Source organism: Arthrobacter sp. JZ12 (assembly GCF_035189165.1).
Classification (GTDB): domain Bacteria; phylum Actinomycetota; class Actinomycetes; order Actinomycetales; family Micrococcaceae; genus Arthrobacter_D.
Genome location: NZ_CP045246.1, coordinates 3,178,679 through 3,201,958, shown reverse-complemented (window position 1 = coordinate 3,201,958; position 23,280 = coordinate 3,178,679). Strand labels below are relative to the sequence as shown.

The 23,280-nt window shown below is 63.1% G+C and carries 26 protein-coding genes; 7 read left to right on the top strand and 19 right to left on the bottom strand.

All coding sequences use genetic code 11. The features are described 5' to 3' along the window. Window positions 1–3: 3 nt before the first annotated feature. Together GC088_RS14890 and GC088_RS14885 are read right to left on the bottom strand one after the other, a co-directional pair. Complete coding sequence (locus tag GC088_RS14890; RefSeq protein ID WP_323959779.1) at window positions 4–1,305, bottom strand: aminotransferase-like domain-containing protein; 1,302 nt, start codon at window positions 1,303–1,305, stop codon at window positions 4–6. A gap of 46 nt (window positions 1,306–1,351) precedes the next feature. Further along, a complete protein-coding gene (locus GC088_RS14885) occupies window positions 1,352–2,320 on the bottom strand; it encodes a helix-turn-helix transcriptional regulator (protein WP_323959778.1) in 969 nt (322 codons plus the stop codon). A 386-nt stretch (window positions 2,321–2,706) separates the two neighbouring features. Between GC088_RS14885 and GC088_RS14880 the strand changes: the two genes are divergently transcribed. From GC088_RS14880 to GC088_RS14870, 3 genes are all read left to right on the top strand, one after another. Then, window positions 2,707–2,841, top strand: coding sequence for a hypothetical protein (locus GC088_RS14880; protein WP_323959777.1), 135 nt, complete (start codon window positions 2,707–2,709; stop codon window positions 2,839–2,841). A 100-nt stretch (window positions 2,842–2,941) separates the two neighbouring features. After that, window positions 2,942–3,901 (top strand): lantibiotic dehydratase C-terminal domain-containing protein, encoded by a 960-nt coding sequence (locus GC088_RS14875; protein WP_323959776.1) that lies wholly within the window; start codon window positions 2,942–2,944, stop codon window positions 3,899–3,901. A gap of 50 nt (window positions 3,902–3,951) precedes the next feature. Further along, window positions 3,952–4,143 carry a hypothetical protein gene (locus GC088_RS14870; protein WP_323959775.1) on the top strand — a complete coding sequence of 64 codons (192 nt, stop codon included), beginning with the start codon at window positions 3,952–3,954 and terminating at the stop codon, window positions 4,141–4,143. Between the two features lie 9 nt (window positions 4,144–4,152). Here the strand turns inward: GC088_RS14870 and GC088_RS14865 are convergent, their stop codons facing one another. After that, window positions 4,153–4,638 carry a MarR family winged helix-turn-helix transcriptional regulator gene (locus GC088_RS14865; RefSeq protein WP_323959774.1) on the bottom strand — a complete coding sequence of 162 codons (486 nt, stop codon included), beginning with the start codon at window positions 4,636–4,638 and terminating at the stop codon, window positions 4,153–4,155. A gap of 136 nt (window positions 4,639–4,774) precedes the next feature. Here GC088_RS14865 and GC088_RS14860 point away from each other — a divergent pair, with 136 nt between their 5' ends. Next, window positions 4,775–5,806: a Gfo/Idh/MocA family protein gene (locus GC088_RS14860; RefSeq protein ID WP_323959773.1), complete on the top strand. Its 1,032-nt coding sequence runs from the start codon at window positions 4,775–4,777 to the stop codon at window positions 5,804–5,806. Here the strand turns inward: GC088_RS14860 and ald are convergent. Then, the gene (gene ald, locus GC088_RS14855) at window positions 5,803–6,915 is read right to left on the bottom strand and encodes an alanine dehydrogenase (RefSeq protein WP_323959772.1); all 1,113 of its coding nucleotides are present in this window, start codon (window positions 6,913–6,915) and stop codon (window positions 5,803–5,805) included. The two genes, GC088_RS14860 and ald, sit on opposite strands and share 4 nt — an antisense overlap. A 93-nt stretch (window positions 6,916–7,008) precedes the next feature. Then, window positions 7,009–7,392: a helix-turn-helix domain-containing protein gene (locus GC088_RS14850; protein WP_323959771.1), complete on the bottom strand. Its 384-nt coding sequence runs from the start codon at window positions 7,390–7,392 to the stop codon at window positions 7,009–7,011. 154 nt (window positions 7,393–7,546) lie between these two features. On the opposite strand from GC088_RS14850, the gene GC088_RS14845 reads away from it, so the two are divergent. Next, window positions 7,547–7,813 (top strand): hypothetical protein, encoded by a 267-nt coding sequence (locus GC088_RS14845; RefSeq protein WP_323959770.1) that lies wholly within the window; start codon window positions 7,547–7,549, stop codon window positions 7,811–7,813. A gap of 48 nt (window positions 7,814–7,861) precedes the next feature. On the opposite strand, the gene GC088_RS14840 is transcribed toward GC088_RS14845, so the two are convergent. The 9 genes from GC088_RS14840 to GC088_RS14800 all read right to left on the bottom strand — a co-directional run bounded on the left by GC088_RS14840 (window position 7,862) and on the right by GC088_RS14800 (window position 17,393). Then, a complete protein-coding gene (locus GC088_RS14840) occupies window positions 7,862–8,875 on the bottom strand; it encodes a PHP domain-containing protein (RefSeq protein ID WP_323959769.1) in 1,014 nt (337 codons plus the stop codon). A 69-nt stretch (window positions 8,876–8,944) separates the two neighbouring features. After that, window positions 8,945–10,078 carry a glycosyltransferase gene (locus tag GC088_RS14835; RefSeq protein WP_323959768.1) on the bottom strand — a complete coding sequence of 378 codons (1,134 nt, stop codon included), beginning with the start codon at window positions 10,076–10,078 and terminating at the stop codon, window positions 8,945–8,947. Then, window positions 10,068–11,405 (bottom strand): family 1 glycosylhydrolase, encoded by a 1,338-nt coding sequence (locus GC088_RS14830; protein ID WP_323959767.1) that lies wholly within the window; start codon window positions 11,403–11,405, stop codon window positions 10,068–10,070. The genes GC088_RS14835 and GC088_RS14830 overlap by 11 nt, the downstream gene beginning before the upstream one ends. Further along, window positions 11,392–11,595 carry a DUF6752 domain-containing protein gene (locus GC088_RS14825; RefSeq protein WP_323959766.1) on the bottom strand — a complete coding sequence of 68 codons (204 nt, stop codon included), beginning with the start codon at window positions 11,593–11,595 and terminating at the stop codon, window positions 11,392–11,394. Before GC088_RS14825 ends, GC088_RS14830 begins: the two co-directional genes overlap by 14 nt. Further along, window positions 11,592–13,106 (bottom strand): class I SAM-dependent methyltransferase, encoded by a 1,515-nt coding sequence (locus GC088_RS14820; RefSeq protein ID WP_323959765.1) that lies wholly within the window; start codon window positions 13,104–13,106, stop codon window positions 11,592–11,594. Before GC088_RS14820 ends, GC088_RS14825 begins: the two co-directional genes overlap by 4 nt. Window positions 13,107–13,150: 44 nt before the next feature. Then, window positions 13,151–14,611, bottom strand: coding sequence for an SDR family NAD(P)-dependent oxidoreductase (locus GC088_RS14815; protein WP_323959764.1), 1,461 nt, complete (start codon window positions 14,609–14,611; stop codon window positions 13,151–13,153). A 142-nt stretch (window positions 14,612–14,753) separates the two neighbouring features. After that, a complete protein-coding gene (locus GC088_RS14810) occupies window positions 14,754–15,335 on the bottom strand; it encodes a DinB family protein (protein WP_323959763.1) in 582 nt (193 codons plus the stop codon). 9 nt (window positions 15,336–15,344) lie between these two features. After that, window positions 15,345–15,932: a GNAT family N-acetyltransferase gene (locus tag GC088_RS14805; RefSeq protein ID WP_323959762.1), complete on the bottom strand. Its 588-nt coding sequence runs from the start codon at window positions 15,930–15,932 to the stop codon at window positions 15,345–15,347. 57 nt (window positions 15,933–15,989) lie between these two features. After that, window positions 15,990–17,393, bottom strand: coding sequence for an LLM class flavin-dependent oxidoreductase (locus GC088_RS14800; RefSeq protein WP_323959761.1), 1,404 nt, complete (start codon window positions 17,391–17,393; stop codon window positions 15,990–15,992). Window positions 17,394–17,631: 238 nt separating this feature from the next. Here GC088_RS14800 and GC088_RS14795 point away from each other — a divergent pair, with 238 nt between their 5' ends. Continuing rightward, the gene (locus tag GC088_RS14795) at window positions 17,632–18,219 is read left to right on the top strand and encodes a pullulanase X25 domain-containing protein (protein ID WP_323959760.1); all 588 of its coding nucleotides are present in this window, start codon (window positions 17,632–17,634) and stop codon (window positions 18,217–18,219) included. Window positions 18,220–18,243: 24 nt separating this feature from the next. Here GC088_RS14795 and GC088_RS14790 read toward each other — a convergent pair whose 3' ends face one another. Both GC088_RS14790 and GC088_RS14785 read right to left on the bottom strand, forming a co-directional pair. Continuing rightward, window positions 18,244–18,504 carry a hypothetical protein gene (locus GC088_RS14790; protein ID WP_323959759.1) on the bottom strand — a complete coding sequence of 87 codons (261 nt, stop codon included), beginning with the start codon at window positions 18,502–18,504 and terminating at the stop codon, window positions 18,244–18,246. A 156-nt stretch (window positions 18,505–18,660) separates the two neighbouring features. Next, on the bottom strand, window positions 18,661–19,023 hold the full coding sequence (locus tag GC088_RS14785; RefSeq protein WP_323959758.1) for a cupin domain-containing protein: 363 nt from the start codon (window positions 19,021–19,023) through the stop codon (window positions 18,661–18,663). Window positions 19,024–19,129: 106 nt separating this feature from the next. Between GC088_RS14785 and GC088_RS14780 the strand changes: the two genes are divergently transcribed. Further along, complete coding sequence (locus tag GC088_RS14780; protein ID WP_323959757.1) at window positions 19,130–20,233, top strand: spore photoproduct lyase family protein; 1,104 nt, start codon at window positions 19,130–19,132, stop codon at window positions 20,231–20,233. 54 nt (window positions 20,234–20,287) lie between these two features. On the opposite strand, the gene GC088_RS14775 is transcribed toward GC088_RS14780, so the two are convergent. The 3 genes from GC088_RS14775 to GC088_RS14765 form a co-directional block, all read right to left on the bottom strand. Next, window positions 20,288–21,085, bottom strand: a complete 798-nt coding sequence (locus GC088_RS14775; protein ID WP_323959756.1) for an ABC transporter permease — start codon at window positions 21,083–21,085, stop codon at window positions 20,288–20,290. A 76-nt stretch (window positions 21,086–21,161) separates the two neighbouring features. Further along, window positions 21,162–22,112 (bottom strand): ABC transporter ATP-binding protein, encoded by a 951-nt coding sequence (locus tag GC088_RS14770; protein ID WP_323959755.1) that lies wholly within the window; start codon window positions 22,110–22,112, stop codon window positions 21,162–21,164. After that, window positions 22,109–23,212: a LolA family protein gene (locus GC088_RS14765; RefSeq protein WP_323959754.1), complete on the bottom strand. Its 1,104-nt coding sequence runs from the start codon at window positions 23,210–23,212 to the stop codon at window positions 22,109–22,111. Before GC088_RS14765 ends, GC088_RS14770 begins: the two co-directional genes overlap by 4 nt. Window positions 23,213–23,280 lie beyond the last annotated feature (68 nt).

The following is a 23,280-nucleotide window of genomic DNA, read 5'->3' as shown; positions in this document are numbered from 1 at the left end:
GCGTCAGTTCCGGGAGGAGCGCTCCTCGATGGCGGCGCGCAGGATGGGGGCCAGCCGGCGGATGCCTTCCTCGATCTCCTCGGGCGACACTGCGCTGAAAGCAAGCCGCAGCTTGTTGGAGGGTTCATCCGAGGGGGTAAAGGCCGCCCCGGGGATGAAGACGACGCCGGCGTCGATCGCTTGGTAGAGCAGAGGGTAGGTGTCCACTCCCTGCGGCAGTGTCACCCAGACAAAGAATCCGCCGTCCGGGCGGGTCCATGACGCGCCGTCGGGCAGGTGCTGTCCCAGGGCGCTGAGCATCGACGCGCAGCGCTCGCTGTACAGTTCACGGGTCTTGACCAGGTGGCCCTGCCAGTCGTACTCGGCCAGGTAGGCGGAGACCAGCATCTGCGTGAGCGGAGACGGGCAAAGAACCACGGCCTCACAGGCGAGGTAGAACCGTCGGTGGAGGTGGCGCGGCACGAGGGCCCATCCGAGGCGGACGCCTGGAGCGAAGATCTTCGAGAACGATCCGAGGTAGAGGACGTCGTCAGGGTGTCCGGCGCGCATGGGCGGCAGGGGGTTGCCGTCGAACCGCAGGAGGCCGTAGGGGTTGTCCTCGACGATCAGGATGTTGTTCTCGCGGCAGATCTCCACAATCCGTTGCCGGCGCTCGGCAGCCATGGTGATTCCGCTGGGGTTGTTGAAGCTCGGGATCGTATAGAGCAGTTTGATCCGGCGGCCCTCGGACAGCAGCTGCTTGATGCGTTGCTCCAGGCGGTGCGGATCGAGGCCTTCCTCATCCATCTCGATTGCCTGCACGTCGACCTGGTAGGCCTCGAAGGTGTTCAGCGCCCCCACGTAGGTGGGGTCTTCACAGAGGACCACGTCGCCGGGGTCGCAGAACACTTTCGCCGCAACGTCCTGTGCTGACTGGGAACCGGTGGTTACGACGACGTCGGCCGGGTCGGCGTCGAGGATCCCTTCGGCGGCCATTACGTCGCAGATCTGCTGGCGCAGCCGCTCCATGCCTTGCCCGCCGCCATATTGCAGGGCCTCGAGGCCGTGCTCGGCAATGATGCGCTCGGCTGTACGCCCCAGGTCATCAAGGGGTAGCGACTTCAAGTAGGGGCTGCCACCTGCGAGCGAGACGAGCCCCGGACGAATGGAGATGTCGAAGACGTCCCGCACTGCCGACTGCTTGATATTGGCTGCGCGCTCCGAAAACAGCAGCTCGTGCCGGTGAGCTGACTCTACGGCGCGTTCGAGGGCGGCTTCAGTTTCCGCGGGGAGCTGTGTCGATTCCAGTTCGTCCTGAGAAGTCACGCCTCGAGTCTAAGGGGCCGGTTGTCTAAGGGGCAACGAATGTTGTCTATATCCAGCCGGCCTGATGAGCCTTGTAACCGGCCTGGAACCGGCTTTCAGCGTTGAGCGCATCAAGCATCCCGGCAATGTGCCGCCTGCACGTGCGGACGTTGATATCCAGCCGCCGGGCAATCACCTCATCGGAATAACCTGCTGCGAGGCCCTTCAGGATGGCCTTCTGCGTGCTGTTCAACGGCGATGCTGTTTGGTCGTCCACCAGGAACGGCTCGCTCAGCTCCCAGGCGAACTCGAATAGCTGGGTGAAGATGTGGATGAGATGGGGATCGCGCACCACCAGGGCTGCTTTGTCATCATGCCTCAGTTGCCGAGCCACGAGGGCGAGCTTCCGGTCGAAGATCAGCATACGGAGGGGGACGCGGGGCAGGGCGCCGAACTTCCCTCCGCCTGCCGTGATGGCAGCGACCGCTTTCCGCGTAGGCACATGGTCCCGCGTGCTGATGTCGTAGAGCGTCTTGCGCTCAACGCCCTGGCCAAGCAACTCCAGATCCTTGCGGATATTTTCTTCCTGAACGTCCGCCGTCGACCCTTGTCCCGGTTGGGCGATGAGAACCTTCTCGGTGACGTCCCGCCCGTAATCTATCAATACGCGGTGGATGAGATGCGGATCCTCAAGGGTCTCCACAGACGAACTCGTGATGACGTTCTTCCGCGCTTCCAGGTAGGTGGGAACGAGAGTTGACAGTTCCCTTCTCCGCGCACTTATGCGGGCCTTCAGATCCTGCACGGCCCGCTCGTCGGCATCAACCAGGTCGGCGAGGGCAACGTCAGGCGAGACCGCCACAAACCCCTGACTGGAGTCACCCTGTTCGCTGAGAAGCTTCCGTTGAACCAGCGCTTCCATCGCCGAGTCGATCTCCCGTAGGGTGTACCCAAGCGCCTCCGAGGCTTCAGGCCTGCTCCAGCCTGGATGGCCCACTGCGTAGCGATATAGCTCAATGGATAAGCCGTCGAGCATCGGGTTTCCTTCCCGGGATCCGCCGTATTAGGGGTAGCCTACCCACCGGCGAACAGACGCCGTATCAGCCGGCTGTCCGGCTGCGCGATTTCTACCCCTGAAACCGCCGTGTAAAAACATGACATGTCCTATTAATGACACACACCTCCAGGCAGCACTGAATCTCGCGACTCATCGCAGTTAAATAGCGGAACTACGCGCTTTGGTAACCACTCGGGAGCCCCCCGCGCGCCGTGCCTTTTTGTGCTCCTGTCCTCATTAGGCCATGTCCTGAATAGGGCATCTCCCCAGCTGGACAAGCTCAGCCTCCGGCACAGATGCTGGATTCACCGGCTCGACGGAGAGCGGGACCGCGTCTCTTGAACCTGACGGAAGGGAACGTCTAAATGAAGAAGATCATCGGCGCAGCCGCCGGCCTCCTTGTCGCAGCAGCAGCTCTTGCGCCCGCAACTCCTGCTGTCGGGGCAGCGAGCTGGGACTGGCCGAAGACCATCTCCGCTAGCTGGGACTGGCCCAAGTAGTCATAAGCCCCTCAACGGTTCGGTTCCCCGACGCAGTGGAGCGCGAATCAACCCAAGACTCGCCCCAGCGGGTGTAACCAAAGCCTGAAGGAAGGATCCCATGAGTCAGCTGGCTGCAGTTCGAACCGCCTCACGAACAGCAAGCGGCACTCAATGGTGGCATCTCTCCACTCAAGCAGGCGGCTTCGATGTAGCGGACGGCATCATCGGAGACCTGGTTACCCCGCTGGTGGCGCAGGCCCGCGTACTGCGAGCCGACCGATGGTTCTACACGCGAAGTGTGGAACCGACTGCGGTTCAGGTGCGTCTGCACATCCTCGCCGAACCCGCCACCATCGATCGCCTGCAGGCAGTCCATCGGGTATTGCTGAAGCGGAACGAGTGCTCCCTCGCTTCCTTGCAGTCCAGACAGTCCGTATCAACCCCGGCAACGAACGGCTATTACCTGCGTGGGGTAGAGGAAGCTGATCCCCAGCTTGAGGCCGAACTTTTCAAGTACGGTGGCGTCGAAGGGCTGCAGTTGGCAGAGGAAGTATTTGAGCTTTCCTCCGAACTTGCTGCCTGGGGCACCCAACGCTTCGCGAAAATGCATAACCGCTCGGCGTTTGCCTCACTCCTTCTCTTTGACTCCGCCCGCAGCATGGTGAAGGGACCCCGCTCCGCCAGCTGGCCGGACCGCCGGCGGATCTCCTGGGACTATTACTGGGATAGCCATCTCAAGACCTGCACCCCAGACCTTGGAACCAGGGGTCAGGCAGTCCGGGAGGCGATGGCCAACCAGGTCAGCGCCAAGGCGCCGGCTTTCCAGGGCCTCATGGCTGCGACGGCTGCCGAATCCGCGGTTCACAACTGGCGCAGGCGCTGGTTCCGTGCAATCGATACTTACCTCTACCGGGCAGACAAAGCCCGCGTGAGCCGCAGCGCCCAGCATCTGACGGTGCACCAGGCACACATGACCTTGAACCGACTCGGGTTTACTTCCCGCGAGGAAGCAGTACTGGGGCTTTATGCCCGGACTTGGAGCGCTGAACGCGAGCGGGAATTGTTCAACCGGAATTGACCCTCCCACACGCACCGTCGTCAGACCAGGACGGGAAAGGAAAGTCCAGCATGGCACACAACAAGGACGTCATTCTCGCCGCTGACGAGCAGGACCTCAGCGAAGCCCTCGGCTGTTCGCCGGATACCGTCGAAAACCTACGTGGAATGGGCGTGATCGCCTCCCAAGGTGAACTGTGGGAAGTGGGCGCTGCACGTGATTACCTGCGGGACGCGGCATGGGCGGACAACCTGTGGCGCTGACGCTGCCGCCTACTTCGCGTCGAGGACGCCTCCGTCACGCAACCTGCTGATCAGGGCACTCAGCTCCAGACGCAGGGTCGTGCTTTTCTCCGCGAACAGGTCGTCCTCAAGCTTCCGGGCTTCGGTAAGGACCGCGCGCCCGGCTCCGGTCAGGGAATACTCACCCGCAGCCGCTGCTACAAAGCCGGGGACCTCGAGCTCCGCGAGTGTTCCCTCCGTTGTTGGAACTGACAGCAGGCACTGGCTGGCCAGCGCCGGTGCCGATGCTCCAGGCAGTTCGGCCAGACCACTGAGCACGGAGAGGCCGAGTGGGGTGAGGCCGAGGCCAGCGAGTTCAGACTCAAGGTGCTGCTGGATGAAGTGCGCCGCCGTCGTAAGCATGAGACGTGTTGACTGGGTGTCCACCGGCGCATTGCCGGGCGTCTGGACGCCAGGTACAAGGTGGGCGGCAGAAACGGAATGGGAGGAGGCGGTCGGGTCCAACGGGCTGGCCATGGTGTCCTTGGGTGCGAGGATTCAGAGGCCGCTGCTTGACCGATCCACGATCATATTACGGCGCGGCAACCCTACAAATTCGGCTGAAAACACCGCTGGCTGTCAGGACAATCGCTTGGGCACCTAGGGTTGGAACATGGGAGAGATACGCACCGCGCTCATCGGGTTCGGCTTGGGAGGCCGGGTTTTTCACGCTCCGTTCGTGAACTCGAATCCCCGCTACGTGCTCAACGGAGTCGTTACGTCAAATGACGACCGCATCGCGCAGGTGGAGGAGCGCTACCCCAATGCGCGGATCTTTCGGACGGTCGATGACCTTTGGGGAAAGATAGGCGACTTCGACCTGGTGATCGTCAGCACTCCTCCGAGCAGCCACACGCAACTGGCAGAGCAGGCCTTGAGGCTGGGGGTCGCCGTCGTTGTCGACAAGCCCTTTGTGGTGAGCGCGGCAGATGGCGAGCGGCTCATCAACCTGGCGCGCGAAGAGGACAAGCTGCTGACCGTGTTTCAGAACCGCCGCTGGGACGGCGACTTCCTGACCGTCCGGAAGCTGCTGGAGGAAGGCAGGCTGGGCACCGTTCGACGGTTCGAGTCACGTATGGAGACTTACAAGCCGCTGGTCACCAAGCCCTGGAAGGCAAGTGCAGGACCGGCGGAAGGCGGGGGAATCCTGTTTGACCTCGGGCCGCATCTGATCGACCAGGCGCTGCAGCTCTTCGGCGATGCCGAACTTGTGCACGCCGAAAGGGCAGCGCACCGGGAGCAGGAGGGGCCGGACGACGACGTGTTCCTCGCCCTTCGCCACGCGTCAGGGGTGATCAGTCACCTCTGGATGAATACCCTTGCCCCGCAAGCGGCCCCCCGCTTCCGGGTCACCGGGTCCGCTTCCGCCTACACGAAATGGGGCACGGATGTGCAGGAGGCCGCCGTCGACGCCGGGATGCTGCCCACCGACCCCGGATACGGGGTGGAGGACAGGCTGGCCTGGGGCCTGCTCGGCTTCGATCATGAAGCAACCAAGTTGCCCACCGAGAAGGGCAACTATCCCGCCTTCTATGACCTGCTGGCATCAGCACTGCAGGACGGCGGCCCGGTACCGGTGGATCCGGTCGACAGCCTGCGCGCGCACCGGATCATCGAGAAGGCGCACTCGCTCCAGGCAGGCTAAACCAGCTGCCGCCAATCCTCATTGAGCTCCAGGCCGTGTGCTTCTGAAACCGAACGGTGCGTCACCGCACCACCCGCGATATTCAGTCCGTGGGCCAGTGCGGGCATGGTCTCAAACGCCTCCCGAACGCCGCGGTCGGCGAGGGCCACCGCATACGGCAGGGTGACGTTGGTCAGGGCGTAGGTGGACGTGTTCGGAACGGCACCGGGCATGTTGCCCACGCAGTAGAAGAGCGACTGGTGCACCGTAAAGGTGGGGTCCTCGTGCGTTGTGACGTGGGAATCTTCAAAGCAGCCGCCCTGGTCGACGGCGATGTCCACCAGCACGCTGCCCGGCTTCATGCGCGCAACCATGCTGTTGGTGACCAGCTTCGGCGCCCGCGCTCCGGGGATGAGCACCGACCCGATCACGAGGTCCGCATCGAGCACGGCCCGCTCGATTTCGAAAGCATTCGAGATGATGGTCTTGATCCGGCCCGCATAAAGCGCGTCCAGTTCACGCAAACGCGCAATGTTGATGTCCAGTACCGTGACATCAGCTCCTGTTCCTACCGCCATGGCAGTGGCATTGGTGCCGGCAACGCCCGCGCCAAGCACCACCACCTTGGCCGGCCGTACGCCAGGCACGCCTCCCAGGAGCAAGCCGGGACCGCCCGACGGCGCGGTCATCACCTGTGCGCCGACCTGCACCGAGAGCCGGCCTGCGACCTCTGACATCGGCGCCAGGAGGGGCAGTGCCCTTCCGTCCTGAACTGTCTCATAGGCGACGGCGGTGACGCCTGCTTCCAGCAGCGCGTGTGTCAGTTTCGGCTCGGCCGCGAGGTGGAGGTACGTGAACAGGATCAGGCCCTCACGGAAACGGGGGTATTCCTCAGCAATCGGCTCCTTGACCTTCATCACCATCTCAGCCCGCGACCACAGGTCGTCGGCGGATCCGACGATCTCGGCACCCGCCTCTACGTACTCTTCATCGGTGATGTTGGAACCGACACCGGCAGATTTCTCCACCAGGACAGTATGTCCGTGGGTACGGAGCTCATGGACGCCGGAGGCCGTGATAGCCACGCGGAACTCGTTGTTTTTCACTTCTTTGGGAACACCGATGATCACGGTTTTCTCTCCCTCGGTCAGAACCGGCTTGTGGCCGGTTGCGCTAGGTGGAGCCTGATAAGTACAGGATACGAGGATCGCAGGTGGCGCAAGTCACAGCTGTTCGCTCCCCGATCGTCGCTGGCCGGCGAGCCACTCCTCGATCGCTTCACGGCGGATGCGGCGGTGGGTTCCGCGGTATTCCACTGGGATGACGCCGGCGTCCGTCAGGTTTCGAAGGTAGGTGTGGGAGATTCCAGCGGCTTCAGCCGCCTGGGAGGTGGTGAGGGTGTCCGCGACGGACGCGACGGTGACCGCATCGCCGGCCGCCATTCGCTGTAAGAGGTCGACGACGGCGTCGCGCACCTCGCCCGGAAGCTTCACCGCGGTGCCGTCCACGAAAACCGTGACGTCGTCACTCTCACCCAGCGCGCGCAGAAGGCTACTGCGCTGCGACTCGGGAAGGGCGGAAGCGGAGCGGGATCGTGATCGGGTCATAGCGCTAATTCTGCCGAGATCGGGACCAATCCGCGCGATTTACGATACGGAGAACTTCCGTTATTCGAATTCCAACGGTATCGTTATGGAACCTTAACTAAGTCACCTTAGTTGCTGCTTACCAAAAGTATCGCGGTTGGACGGTGGACAAACAATGACGATTATCAATCCGGACCATCGAAGTACCACGCGGCCTTCAACCGGCCAGTTGGCCGAACGAGACAGTGCAATGCCGTGGTGTGAACGGTGTGGAACCGACGAGTTCCTGATCTACGAGGACTTTGTTCCGGCCCGCGTTTCCGCCGAAGGACGTGACCTGATTCCAGCCAGTGTCAGCTACTCCTGCTCGGTCTGCGGATCATTCAACGGACACCAGGTTCCTCCGATGTGGAGCCCGCCGCACTGGTTCTGGTACAGCTGACCAGGCTAGTACGAAACAAAACCCCCGCCACTCGCGGGGGTTTCCGCTTTAAGACCGTTTGGCTCGAGTCCAGGCTAACAAATCGGCCAGCGGCCAGGTTGTGATGATGCGCTCCGCCGGCACCCCGTTCCGCTCGGCGCGTTCCGCGCCGTACTGCAGGAAGTCCAATTGTCCGGGCGCATGTGCATCGCTGTCGATGCTGAAGAGGCAGCCGGCGTCGAGGGCGAGTTGGATCAATTCATCCGGCGGATCCTGGCGCTCCGGCCGCGAATTGATTTCAACCGCAACATCATTCTCTGCGCAGGCCGCGAAGACACGCTTGGCATCAAATTCCGACGGCGGACGCTGGCCACGGGATCCCTGTACTAGACGGCCTGTGCAGTGACCCAGAACGTTGGTGTGCGGATCGTGGATGCCTCCCAGCATCCGCTTCGTCATGGTCCGGCGATCGGACCGCAGCTTCGAGTGGACGCTGGCCACCACGACGTCCAGGCGATCGAGCATCTCGGGGGACTGGTCGAGGGTGCCGTCCTCCAGGATGTCCACCTCAATGCCGCTGAGCAGGCGGAAACCGTCGTCGTTGTTGATCTCCTCGACCACCGTGAGCTGCTCGGTCAGGCGCTCCGCGCTGAGGCCGTTGGCGATCTTCAAATTGGGTGAATGGTCCGTGAGGGCCAGGTACTCGCGCTTGAGGGCGCGTGCGGCGTCGGCCATCAGGGCAATGGGACTGCCGCCGTCGGACCAGTCACTGTGGCTGTGAAGGTCGCCGCGGAGGAGGGCGCGGAGACCGGAACCGGCGAGCTCTCCGGAGGACCGCTCACGGAGATTCACAAGGTAGGAGGGAACACCTCCCTCCAACGCCTCGGTGATGACCTCGAACGAGCGGGCGCCGATGCCCTTCATGCGCTTCAGGCGGCCGTCACGGGCCCGCTGTGCCAGGTCATCCGGGTCAAGGTCGGCGATGGTGGCGGCAGCGCGCCGGAAAGCCTGCACCTTGAAAGTAGGCGCCAGTTCCCGTTCCAGCCAGAAGGCGATCTCGTTGAGTGCGTCTACGGCATCCATAGGCCTATCTCACCACGATCAGGGAGTCCGGGCTCCCGTCATGCAGTCCTGATACTGACGGGTCCGGCGTCAGGCTGTCGCCTCGTCCGCATCATCCTCCGACTGCCCGCCGGAGGCAGTGAAAACCACCTTCTCCATCAGTTCAGCAATCCTGTCCCAGTGATGGCGTTTCATCAGCCGGTGCAGCTCAGCGGAGGCCGGCTGACCCGCCCGCCCCTGCAACTTCCTGCAGGCTGCAGCGAAACCTTTTGCATCATTGTTGAGGTCGACCACGGAACCGAAATCGGTCACGACATCCGGCACGCGCGTTGACACCACTGGAAGACCTGCGGCCAGGTACTCAAGGGTCTTGGTGGGGCTGATGGATTTTGTCGACTCATTGAGGGCGAAGGGCATGAGGGCAACATCGAGTTGGGACATCTGGTTGGGCAGCTCCCTATAGGGCTGCTGACCGAGATAGCTTATGTTCGGTGCCTGTGGCAGGTCCGACTCGCTGATCTTGCAGACGGGTCCAATCATGCGGATCTCCCAATCGGGCAGTTCCGCCGCGAGGTCTGCGACGAGGCCAAGGTCGAGCCGCTCATCGAGAACTCCCACGTACCCCGCCGTGGGCCGCCCCCGCCCTGCCTGCGCTCCTGAACGGGCAACGGCGTAGTGCTCAGTCGCCACGCCACTGGGTACAAGATGGGCATCTTCCCTCCCTTGTTTCACGACGGACCGGTGGAGCGACCTGCCTCCGGCAAAGACGACGTCGGCCTTTCTCAGGGCCTGGCGCTGGCGCACCAGAAGTTCAGGGGCTGCGTCCTTGAATGCTGCAAGGTCGTCCATGACGTCATAGACCAGAACCGTGGGCTGGAGAGCCAGTGCTGCTTCCAGCGCAAGCGGCGTATAGATCCAGACCACCCGCTCGCCCTCAGGCTCACCAATAAGTCTGGGAAGCTGCTCCAGGTAGTAGGGCATGACCTCGTCGAAGAATCCCACATGCCTGCCCTGCTCAGGGATCTCCAGCCAGACCCTGGTCAGTCCGTCAACCTCACGGGTGTTGAACCGGATCTCACTGGTTCCGCCCGCAGGGGTGAGCGGTTCTTCGATGAACCACGTTTTCCGGGTGGCAGTACCTCCCAGGCGTGACACGAGTTGCTGTGGCCGCTGCCAGACCCAGTCCCACCTAAGGTGTGACAAGACGATGAGTTCACTTTGCATCGACAATCCTCAGTTCCATTCGGGTGGTTGTTCGGGGGAGGCTGGCGCCGATGTCGGTGGCGGGGGGTTCAAGCCACTCCCAGTGCGCCATTTGGGGAAGATACCCCTCGAGCCAGGTGGCGACCGGTTCCTGTAGCCGGTAAGCCGGAAGGTCCAGTGACCGGGCGCCGCCTGCTGCCAACGAATATGAGGTGGCCATCACCGATGCGCGCCGCTCGAGGTTGTCGTCGAGCCAGTAGACCCCCACGGGATCGACATGTCCCTCGCATCGGAACAACAGGGAGTTCCAGTCAGTGGAATCGATCACGGGGAACCAGCACAGGCCCTCCAGTGGCACCCCGCGCGCCTGTGCGGTCTCGCACTGTTCAAGGACGTATTTGAACCAGGTTGCGCGGTCGGAGGTATGGCCCCTGACGTTCGTCTCGGAGATCATGCAGGGAAGCCCATAACGTTCCCAGTACTGTTCAATCTGGTCGGCCAGGGCGACGGGCGTGCGAGTAGGAGTTGAGCCGCCCTCGATAGAGAAGTTCCACTGGCAGTGCGCGTAGTAATCGAGGCCAAGAACGTCGACGAATCCCGGCGTCATGCCTTTCAGAGCCGCGCCTCCCATAGGTTCGAGGTCGCGCCCGAGCTGGCTGTCGTCGTCGTAATCCCTACCGAGGAAGGCATCGAGGACCATGAAGCGCCGCTGGTTCGCCATCGTGGCGTAGAACTGTCCCGGCGCGTCGGAGCCGGTATGGAACTCGCAAGTGTCCACCCAGACATGGCGGGCATGCGGAAGCAGAGTGCGGTACACCCGGCTCGCTTCGGCTACCGCCGGCAGTACGTTGGCGATGAGGTTGACGAAGCTTTGGAGCCCCGAGTGGTAGGGCGGCCAGATGCCCTCGTGCCCGCAGAGGAAAAGCGTGGAGAACGGCTCATTGAAGAGGGTGTATTCCTCGATCCACGGATATCGCCGGGCAAAGGCCTCGGCATACCGAAGATACGCCTCTCCGAACCGGGGATCGGCGAACCCTTCCGAGAGCCAGCTGGGGTAGCTCGTGTGGTGGACGAGGTCGACGATGGGGCGGAAGCCCTTCTCCCGGAGGTGGTGGAGCACTTCGTCTGTCGAGGACCAGTCATAAGTGCCCTCCGTCTCCTCGATCCGGTGCCACCGGATGGGATACCTCAGGCGAACGATCCCGCAGTTGCTGAGCAAAGCAAGGTCTTCGCGCCACCTGAGGTCGTGCTCCGTGGTTTCGAAGATGTCCCGGTTGTGGGCAGGGAGGAAGGTGCTCTCAAAGCCACCGATTATTTCGATCGGCGGGAATTCGTCAGTTTTGGACACTTTGCTTCCCCAATTCCTCGTAGACGATGTCGAGCAGCTCCGCGGCGCGCAGGTTCAACCGTCGTGATTCGTCGAGGTCGGCGTCTAGGCGCACCATCTCGGTCTTGAGTGCCTGCAGTTCCTGTCTTAACTCGGAAACCTGGCTCGCGATGTCGCGTTCTCTGCTCCTCCCGACCCGCAGTTTTTTCATTGCTTCTCCTTCCGCACGACGACGCGCTGTCGTATCTGTCCTGTTCCCTGCGCGTGCCGGGAGTCCTCGGGGGCAACCCTTTCCTCGTGCTCGACCGCCAGTCCGTAACGGTGAAGTTGAGCTTCGAAGCGGTTCCAGTCCACAGTCTCCGAAAGGGAATCAGCTGACGGATCTCCTGGATCGCCCGTCGTTACCTCGAAGATTCCTCGGCTTTCATTGCTACGCAGGAGATGGCTGACCAAATCAAGCGTCGTATCCCAGCCCAGTGGGCTCAGGGCATCGAAGAGGGAGTTCGCATAGACGTTGACCGCCTCGTCGATCGCGGCACACTGCTTTCGCAAGTTGAGGGCGTTACGTGCCATGTTCAGGTTCGCGAGCTCGAACCTGAGGGAACCTGCGGTAGCAGGCTGGTGTGTCCGGGCATTGTGGATGGCCGGGCGGCTGAAATCCACGGCAAGAACGTTCAGTCCTGAAGCAGCGAGGAATCTTGCGTCAGATCCCAGCCCGCAGCCCAGTTCAAGGACTGCCGATCCTGGCCGGAAGACCTCGAGTGCCCGATGGCTGAGTCCGGACTCCTGATTGGCCAATCCCGCATCGATGGCTGCGCGGTGGCGGTCTTCCCAGTTCTCCCGGTTGACGTCGAAATGGTTGAGCCACCAATAGAACCGGCGGAAGGCAGGCGGTGGCGTGACAAAGGTGAATGTGGGATCGGGAATTCGCCAGCCCGGTCCGTAGATTGCCTGCAGCAGTTGTTCGGGCTCCGCGGGACCGGGAAGCATGCGCCCATTCACTGACAGCTGCCTGACAGGAAGGATCTTAACCTGATCTGCGCGCTCCCTTGCATGGAAGGTGCCGTAGAACCATCCCGAGCAGACGAAGTAGCTGAAGATATCAATGTAGAAACGATCGGTGATCGCACCTCCCGGAAACATCAGCTGTAAGTGGCCGCTTGAGTGCCGTACCACCTCATATCCTCGGGAGAGCAGCGTCCGTTCCATCCTGAAACTCTCGAGGGCGACGTCGGACGGGTTTTCGTGACTGCTGAGGTAGGCGAGATCGGCGTCGTCGTCGTTCGCCATGATCCTGCCGTTGCGAACCGGGCCCAACAGCGTCCCACCGGTTACGAACAGGTCAATGCCCAGGGTGTCGCGAACGACAGCGATCAGGTGTTCGACCTCGTCAAGGACCTCCTCCACCAAGGCGGCGTCCCTGCCCTCGAAGGAACGGGCAACCCGGCCCCATTTGTTGACCACCTGCGGCAGGCCGGTTCCTGGTTCAGTGAGGTAAAGCTCCTCGGGATTGTCATCGAAGCTCACCAGCCGCTCATTGATCAGGGGGACGCCGTTGCGCTCGACGGCCAGCGTTGCCCGTCCGGTGAGCCGTTCCGCCAACGCAGGGGGCCACTCAACCGACCAACTGTGAGCCGTCGCTGCTTCATCCGGTGCCTTGAATGTCCAGATCCGTCGACCTGCAAGCAGGAGTGAGAGCGGTTCCCCTTCGGGAACCACCACATTCGAGATCATCAACCGCTGCGAATCTGCCGCCAACGACCCGTTCAAAGGACGGATTCCAGTTCGGCCGATAGTGGATCCGTTGCCGGCAGGCGCACGTCGAAAACCTGACCTGTTGACTCGGAGCCCAGTACCTTCAGGGCCGATCGCGCCACCGTAGCCGCCTGCACCAACGTGCCCTCCTCCTCAATCCCGAACGCCTTCTCGCGCATAGGCGTCGCCGTTCGGCTGGGACTGATGCAGTTGACCCGGATCAGGTCTGGTCCCCATTCGTCGGCCAGCGCCTGGGTGAGATTCACCAGGGCGGCCTTGGTGGCGGAGTAGACGGTGTATTTGGCACGCCCGCGGGTATAAGAGCTTGATGAGAAGAGCAGAAGTGAGCCGTGCGACTCACTCAGGTAGCGGTGAGCCTCTTGAGCTACCACGAACGCCGCCATGAGGTTCACGCCAACGTCATGCTGCAGCTGATCATCACTCAGCGTGACCAGTTCGCCCACGGTCAAAACGCCGGCTGTAAGCACCACGTGGTCGATCTTCCCGAAGCGGGCCGCTGCTGCAGCCAGCGCCCGCCGCACCGAAGCCCGGTCCTCAACAAAGGTTCCGCTTCCGGTTCGGCTATGGCAGATGACGTTGGCCCCCTCCGCCTGCAACTGATCGGCCAGTTCGGCTCCGATGCCCGAGCTGCCGCCCAGCACCATCACTACAGCCCCATCAAGGCTCGAGGTGGGCAGCGGCACCGACCCGGCTTCCGTAGTTCGGTGCTTCAGTTGGAAGAGCTTGTCCGCCAGGTGTATGTCGATGGGGTGAGTGATTTTGATGTTCGCCTCGTGACCCGGAACCACGAAGATCGGGACTTCGGGCAGATATTTGAGAACAACGCCGCAGTCATCCGTGGCCGCGAAGCCGGGATCCTGGTGCGCCAGGTGGTAGGCACGCGTGATGGTGCCGTGCCTGAAAGCCTGCGGAGTCTGTCCTCGCCTCAGCGAGGCACGTGGTGGTATGGCTCGGACAATGTCGTGCTCGTCCACTTCGATGATGGTGTCGGCAGAGGGAATTGCGGTGTCGACGGCGGCGTAGGTGTCCAGGGCATCGACGCAAGCCTTGATGATGTCTGAGTCGATGAGCGGGCGGACGGCGTCGTGGAACACCACCTTGGTGTTCGGGTCACTGATCTGCTGAAGCGCGAGGAATGACGTTTCGTTGCGGTCGTGTCCCCCTGCAAGGATTTGGGAGATTTTGAGGTATGAGGCGCTGGGCAGCAGCTCTTTGGCCCGTTGGACCCAGTGGGGATCCATCATCACGATCACTTCGTCGATGAAGTCGCAGTTCTGGAAGATTCCGGCCGTGTATTCGAGGCTGGTTTTGCCCGCGATCGGAACAAACTGTTTGGGAATGTCGAGGCCCATGCGGGTCCCGATGCCACCGGCGAGGATGACTCCCACAGTCCGCACGGCAGTCACTGGCCGGCCAGGTTGCTCCTTCGAGAGAGCTTCAACGTCTGCCATGGTTCCACCCTCCTCCAGATGACCTAGAGAAGGTAAGGATACTTATCAACTCGGTGGTGCACCAGCAATCAGGCCCTTTTTATTTCATGCCCCGTTTACTTGATGTTTGGGAGACGTCCGCTTCTAATCGCGCGCGATCAAATCAGGTGTGTAGTGCATGACGGGCGGCCGTCTCGACCTCTTCCCAGTGCTTCTTCCACTCTTCGGCGGTGCGTTGCGGCATATTGGGATCGTTCTGGCCACGGCCGGTGGAGCCGTCAACGAGTTCGCGCAGGATATCGGCGTGGCCCAGGTGCTGCGCAGTCTCCACGCACATGTGGACCAGGATCTGCTGCAGGGTTACCCGGCGCCGTGCCGGGCTCCACCAGGGAACCTCTCCGACTGCATCAAGCGGCAGCGCTTCGATGGTTGCGTCGGTATGGGCAGCGGAGAAATGATGCAACTCGATAATGTCTTCCCGGCTCTCCTCGGCGGTGAGCCAGAGGTCGGCTTCGGGGGCAGCGTCGTCTTCGAACCAGGGAAGGTCCCGCCCGCTGGGCCTGCCGAAAACCTCGCCAAAGTAGCCCAACTGCACGCTGGCAACGTGCTTCACCAGACCCAGGAGATTGGTTCCCGTGGGGGTGAGGGGGCGCCGCGCGTCGTAGTCCCCGACGCCGTCGAGCTTGGCCAGCAGATCCTCGCGACGCAGGCGAAGGTAACGGTGCAGTACCTCTTTGTCATTCATGCAAGCACTCTACTTCGGCGTAATCTCGCGACGCATGATCCAGCGCACGCGGCCGGCACTCGTGGCTTTGGTCTCGGCGACCCTGTCGAAACCAACTTTCTCGAAGAGTGAGGTGGTACCGACGAAGGCAAGGGTGGTGTTCACGCGCGTGCCTTCAGCGTCCACCGGGTATCCCTCGATGGCAGGAGCGCCATAGGAAGCGGCAAACTCCACTGCACCCTCGAGAAGTCGGGTGGCAACCCCACGACGGCGGTACCCGGCCTTCACCACGAAGCAGATGACGCTCCAGACGGGAAGGTCATCCACCTGCTGGATGGTGCGGGAATGGGTCAGCCTTCCCATGCCGCTCCGGGGGCCGACGGCGCACCAACCCACAGCCTCCTCACCGAGGTAGGCAAGGAGCCCGGGTGGTGGATCTTCGGCGCACAGCTCTCGCATGCGGCCCTCGCGGCCCCCTGCTCCGAGCGCGGCGAGTTCGGAGGAAGCCAGACGTGCCGAAAGGCACCAGCAGGCGCCGGCTCCGGGCGTTTTCGGTGCCAGGAGGGAAGCGACGTCCTTGAACCTGTCCGCGGTTGCGGGATGGACCTCAAGGGTCATGGACGCATGATACGCCTCGCTGCTACTTCGCGGTCCGGCGAGGACCGTTGAGCACCGTTAGGACCGGCGGGCCCCTGCACCGATCCTGTAGCCGCTGCCCTTGTGCTCGTCGGGAAGCTTATCGCCTCTGCCGAACAGCTTGTTCCGGAGAGTCCCGGGTGCATATTCGGTCTGGTAGGCCCCACGCTTCTGCAGTTCGGGCACCACGAACTCCACGATGTCCTCGAAGGTGCCCGGAGTGATGGCGTAAGCGAGGTTGAAACCGTCGACGTCGGTCTCGTCGACCCAGGAGATAAGCTCCTCAGCGACTTCAGCACCGGAGCCCACCATGCGCGGTCCCAGCCCACCGATGCTCGCGGATTCGGCGATGTCACGCACAGTCCAGGGCCTGCCGTCGTCGTTCGCCTTCTGGAAGTTTGCGACTGTCGACTGGATCGCGTTCGACTTCACTGACCCAATAGGGTCGTCGAGGGAGTATGCCGACAAGTCGATACCCATCCAGCCCGACATCAGGGTCAGCGCGCCCTCGTTGCTGGCGTACTGCTTGTACTCCTCGTGCTTGGCGTGGGCCGCTTCGCTGGTTCCAGCGGTGATGACGGTCAGCAGGGTGTAGATCTTCACTGCGTCCCGCTCCCGCCCTGCTGCTTCGACGGCGTCCCGGATCTTCTGCACCGTTTCCTTGAGGATGGACTTGGTTGGCGAGGCTACGAAGATGGCTTCTGCGTTGGCCGCCGCAAAGTTGATTTCACGGGCGGAGGCGCCGGCCTGGTATATCACCGGTGTGCGTTGGAGGGATGGTTCGCTGATGTGAATCCCGGGGACTTTAAAATACTTTCCCTCGTGCCGGATCTCGTGAACTTTTCCTGGGTCGGTAAAGGTGCCGCTCTCTCGGTCGCGGATTACGGCGTCGTCCTCCCATGAACCCTCGAGCAGCTTGTAGACCACCTCAAGGTACTCGTCAGCATGGTCGTACCGCTCGTCGTGCTCGAGCTGGTCCTCGTTGCCCATGTTCCGCGCCGCAGACGGCAAGTAGCCAGTCACCACGTTCCAGCCGAAGCGGCCGTTGGTTATGTGGTCGAGAGTCGAAAGACGGCGGGAGAACGGGTAAGGGTGCTCATAGGCTGTGCCTGCCGTGACCCCGAACCCGAGGTTCTCCGTGACCAGGGCCATCGCCGACACCAGGAGGAATGGATCATTGACCGGAACCTGGGTGCCCTCGCGCAGGGCCGAGGCGTTGGAGGATCCGTAGGTGTCGTAGGTGCCCAGTACGTCAGCGATGAAAAGGCCGTCGAACAGACCCTTCTCCAGTGTCTGCGCCAAATCAACCCAGTAGCGGATGTCCTTGTACCGCCATGACTGGTCCTCGGGGTGGCGCCACATGCCGGGGGACTGGTGTCCCACGCAGTTCATATCGAACGCATTGAACCGGATGTGCCGGCCCTGTCGGTCGGTGGTTGCCATGGTTCTCCTTCGAAGCTGACGCCTTTTTCCCAGTATGGGTGCCGGTCGGAGAGACGCAGAAAGATGCGCAATGTGAGGTAAGAAATGGATACGGCGCTCGAGGCAGGAAGCGCTCGAGCGAAGAACTTTCAGGCCGTACTCTGCACGACATGCCGTTCCCACTTGGGCCTACGCTTCATTCGGCTGGGTGGCTGTCAAAATTTTCCCTGGAAGCACAGCCAAGCGGGAGGTTCCTCACATGACTGCTCTAGACAACACAGCAAGCCGGCTCAAGGCCATTCTTTCCGTTCTGGCCGAGCGGCCGGGCGAGTTCCTGAAGGGCGCGGACGTGCTGGCCGCCGCCGTCGATCGCGTACCGCTGAGCGAATGGGAAAGCGAACCGCTGAGCGCGGGAGTGCCCCGCGGCGTGAAGCGCCTGTCCGCGGCGACCGCCACCCTGGTCAAGGACGGACTGCTCCTCAAGAGCCGCGCCGGCTGGAGCCTCACCGAACAGGGCATGCGTGCCGCGGCCGCTCCCGCAGCCGTCGCGATCGCCGGCGACTTCGGGCACCGCCTCGGCGCCGAGGACTGGGAGCCTGCGGCCGACCAGGTTCAAATGGCCTACAGCCCCGTCTCCCAGCGCTGGGAGCTGACGGTTCAGCTTCCTGCCGGCTTCTACCAGTACAAGATCGCAATCGACCGCTCGTGGGAAGAAAACTACGGCGCATTCGGCGAGCGGAATGGAGCCAACCACGAGCTGCACCACGCCGGGGGCGTAGCGACCTTCCGCTACGATCACGCCTCGAAGAACGTCGAGGTCTCCGTCCTGGACGGCGCCCTCATCTAATTTCCGCTGCCCGGGGGCGAGCCGTCAGCTCTCCTCGTCCCCGGGTTCCCGCACAGGGTTTTCGCGGCCGAGTTCATCCCAATGGCCCGAGTTGTCAGCAGCGTCCTCGGGCTTGTCAGCGGAATCATTTCCGCCAACGTAGGCAGCCGGAACTGCACCCGCAGCGTGCGTTCCCTGCTGTTCCCGGATGTTCGCAGCTCCACCTGCCTGCGGGCCTGACTCCAAAATGTCCTCTCGGGGATCGTCGTTCTGCAGGTCACTATCCTCGCGGTTTCCATCAGTCATGCCTTCCATTGCACACCATGGGACCGCCAAGCGAAACCCGGCTGGAGACAGAGGGCGACGTCGTCGAGCAGGTTAGTTGCGCGGCGCCAGTGCTCCCGGAGAGAGGGAGATAGGACTTCCCCTCTCGGCTCCGAACGACGCCTAGAGGCTACTGGGCTAGACGGCGATAGAGATGTACTGCTTCTTGAAGTCCTCGTGAATTTCCCAGACGCCGCTCCAGCCATTCGGGATCAGGACCATGTCCCCGGCCATGTGGTCAACCCGTTCGCCGGTGTCGGAGACCAGGGTTCCCCTGCCTTCCAGGACCAGGATCACCTCGTTGACGCCATCCCGCGCAGTCTTGAAGCTTCCAGGCGAGCACGCCCAGAACCCGATGTCCACACTGCTGCCCTTGACCGTCAGGGCGTTGTCCGTGGCGTCCGCGGGTTCGGTGCCGTCGATGGCTGTTGGTTTGAGCACCAGATCCGCCAGCGACAGGTTGTCGACGGACCGGAGGACTTTTACTTGAGGTGTGGTCATGACATCGAACATACAACGATCGTTCTGAGGGGCAGTAACGGCCGTTGCGCTGCAGTGAAACAGAGGAACATACCGGGCGCTGTCGTTGTTATACATAGCAATGACGATGCCCCAGGAACTCGACCTGACCACCATCTCTCCTACCCGTCTCTGGGTCCCCAAACACGTGATGATCACGCGGGCCGCAGCCGATCTTCCACACACCGCTGAGATCATCCGGCGTTGCGAAAACGCCGGCGTCGACGACATCCGGATCCTTCCCGGCAATGCGCTCACCGGCCTTCGCGGCGCCACCGAGCGCGAAACTTACGCGGCTGCGAAGAACACCCTCGCCGTCGTCGTTGCCCCACCGAGCGCCCTCAAGCCGCAGCCGATTCCGCCGAGCGCCGACTGGCGCATCGACCTGGCCAAGGGCTGTCCCGCGCACTGCCAGTACTGCTACCTTGCGGGATCACTGCAGGGCCCGCCGGTCACGCGCGTGTACGCCAACATCGACGACGTGCTGGAGGGCATACGCACCCACGCCGACCGAGGTTCCGTCACCCGCGGCACGCTCGAGCGCGGGGGTGAAGGCACCACCTTTGAGCTGTCCTGCTACACCGACCCACTCGGTATCGAGAGCGTGACGGGATCCCTCGCCGCCGCGATCTCGCGCGTTGGAGCAGGTGAGTTCGGCCCGGACGTTTCCCTGCGCTTCACCACCAAGTTCGACGACGTCGGTGAGCTGGTGACGCTCGATCACGGCCGTAGGACTCGCATCCGGTTCTCGGTCAACGCCGCTGAGGTGGCCAACCGGTTCGAGGGCGGCACGGCACGCATGCCCGCCCGCCTCGCCGCTCTCCGCGCGGTGGCGGAGTCCGGCTACCGCGTGGGTCTGACGATCGCTCCCATCATGCCCGTGCCCGGCTGGCAGGAACAGTACGGCGCACTGCTTGACGACGTCGCCGCGGCCGTCGCCGGGATCAGCAACCTCGACCTCACGGCGGAGATCATCACCCACCGCTTCACCCCGGCGAGCAAGGAGGTGCTGCTGGGCTGGTATCCCAGGACCAAGCTCGAGATGGACGAGGACTCGCGAAGCCAGAAGCGCTCGAAGTTCGGCGGCGTGAAGTACGTGTACCCGAAGCAGACCATGAACGAAATGCGGGCGTGGTTTACCGCGGAGCTGGAACGGCGCCTGCCGGCCGCCCGGCTCCTTTACTGGACCTGATCAGCTACTGGGCGTGACCGGGAGCTCTGTTGGTTCGCGGTTGGTGGTCCGGCCCTACGCCAGCACGTCCTTGGTGCTGAATCGCCCATAAGCAAGTGCACCGAACACCACGATGTATCCGGCCTGCAGCAGCCCGTTCGCAAGGAACGAATCCCACACGATCGGATCCCGCAACAGGTCGGCGAACCCGAGCCAGTAGTGGCTGAGCAACCACGGGTGAATCCACTCAAGCTGCGGTAGTTGGTCCACGACTTGACTGACCACGGACACCACAACCGTGGCCGCCATGGCTCCAACCGGCACATCGGTGAGTGTGGAGATGAAAAGTCCGACGGCGCACAGCCCCAATAGCGACAGCGTCACGTACAGGCTCACCAGGGCCACCCGGCCGATCGCCTCGGGCACACCGATCGTGGTTCCGGAGAGCAGGGTAACCGGACCGATCGGGAACAGCAGGGACCCCATGATGATGCCCACGAGAGCCACGGTGAACGTTGCCGCCAGACAGAAGACGATAGCGCCGATGTACTTCACCAGCAGCAGTCGCGCCCGCGCCACCGGAGCCATGAGCAGGTAGCGCAACGTCCCCGTGCTGGCCTCACCTGCGACCGTGTCTCCCGCAACCACCCCTATTGTGAGCGGCAGGAACAACGGGATGGCCACTATGGTGGCGACGACGGCCACGAAGAGTCCGTTCTGGCTTACCTGGTCCAAGAACGCCGGACCCCTCCCGCGCGGAGGCCCGGAGGACAGCTTCACGGCCACCGCGATCAGTATGGGAATGGCGGCCAGCGCGGCCAGCATCGCCCAGGTACGACGACGGCGGAACAGGACCGACAGCTCCGAAAGCATGAACCGGAGTCCGGTAGTTCTGCTGCGACCAGGCGCTCGTGATGCCGGAGAGGATTCAGCGGCTGGGGGAGCGCTGTCACTGGACAACATCGAATCCCTCCCCGGTCAGAGCCACGAACAGGTCCTCCAGACCGGCCCGCTCAGTGGTGAAACCGTCCACTCGAACGCCCGACTCCACCAGCTCGCGCACCACCTGATTGGGAGCCAACGACGCCGGAAGGGTAGCGGTGACGGTGTTGGCCGGCGCGCCGTCGTCGTCGGGGTTCATACCCAGGCGGCTCAACACCGAATGCGCCTTGTGCGCGTCGGGAGTGGTCACGCGGACGCGAGGTTCGCCGGCCCGGCGGAGCTCGTCCAGGCTGCCCTGCGCCACCAGCGATCCAGCGCTGAGCACAGCGACATGCGAACACATCTGCTCTACCTCCGCCAGGAGGTGGCTGGAGACGAACACGGTGGTGCCTTCCTCGGTGAGGGAACGGACCAGATGGCGGATCTCGCGCGTTCCTTGCGGGTCGAGCCCGTTGGTGGGTTCGTCGAGGACAATGAGATCGCGGTGGGTAAGCAGCGCGTTGGCGATTCCGAGGCGCTGTTTCATGCCCAACGAGTACCGGCCCACCTTTTTTCCGGCGGCCTGCGACAGCCCCACCCGTTCGAGCGCTTTCTCCACCCGCTGGCGTCGCGTGGCCGGCGAGACGAAGCGGTCGGCGGCGTCGAGCCGGAGAAGGTTCGCGGTTCCGGAGAGGAAGGGATAGAAGCCGGGGCCCTCGACCAGGGCACCGACCCTCGGCAGCACCTGCTGACTCGCCTTCGGAATGGACTCACCCAGGACGCGGACGTCGCCTGAGGTGGGATAGGCCAAACCGAGGAGGATGCGGATTGTGGTGGTCTTCCCGGACCCGTTTGGGCCGAGGAACCCGAACACTGAACCGCGCGGGACCGCCAAATCGATGCCGTTGACCACGTTCCGTCCGCCCAACCTCTTGGTTAGGCCTGCGGTCTCGATGACGAGCTCTGCCGCCCCGCTCACTGCTGCGCGGCTACTGCCTGCAGACGTTCAGGGGTGACGGACCCCGCGAGGATCCTGCCGTCGTCGGTGATCAGCACGTTCACCAGCGTTGTGGACACGAGCCGCCCGCTTTCCACCGGGGTGCTGAGCTGCGCGAGCTCGTCCGGGATTTCCTGCTGCCCAGCGGCGAGGACGACGACGGCGTCCCAGCCTTCCCCGATCACGGTCGGCTTCTCGCCGTCCGGCTTCTGGTGCTCGTGCGAGCGCTGGTGCTCGCCGTGGTCCTCGGGCTCGATTTCCGTGACGGTCGCTCCCTCCGGCGGGGTGAAAGTGAAGAGGCCCGCGTCCGGTTCCGCGTAGCTGATGTCGGTGAAAGTGGAGCTGAAAGCGGGATCGCTGCTTCCGTCCGCGGTCACGGTGACACCGAGCGGGAGCCCCGTTTCGCCGTCGACGGCGACGCTCACCGCCTGCACGAGGGTATCGGCTGATCGGGGAGTAAGGACAAGATCGTAGACCGCGCGGCCGGCCACCATCCGGTCGGAACCAACCGTGACTTCGGTGGTGGGATCAATTTTGGCGAGCAGGCGGTCGGCGAGGTCATTCGGTGCGGAGGTGCCGGCGTCGTGCTCCTGGTGGTCCTCGATGACGGCGTGGAAAGCCTCGTTCTCGTCCGAGTTGTAGTACCAAAGCTCGTTGCCGTTGCGGATAACGTTGCGTTCGTCAAGCTGGTCGAGGACCTGCAGGCGGGCCTGGTCCTTGCCGCTGACGAAGACCTGCGCCGTGTGGGACCCGGTAAGAAGTTCGACGGCGGCGCTCGCGGGCGATGTTTCGCTGTCACCGTCGCTGTTGCTGCCGCTGCCGCCGACGCCGCCACCACCGACGCTCCCGCCGAGTGCGGACAGGTCGGGCAGTCCCAGGTTTGAGGTCTGTTCGACGGTGCCGGAGAAGGCGTCCACGCTCTTGTCCCGGACAAGTTCGAGAACTTCGGCAGCGGTCTTGTCGGGAAGGTCGACTGCCGCGTTGGCCGTGAGGGGCACAACCAGCGCCGCCGCTCCGATCGCCCCTGCTGCGACCGCCGCAGGCATCCACTGCCGCCACGGGTTCTGCCCTGTGCGAGTCATCGCGAACTTCCTCGTTCTGGTGATGCCGGAATGGGTTCTGCGCGCAACGGTACACCCGGAACCTGAGA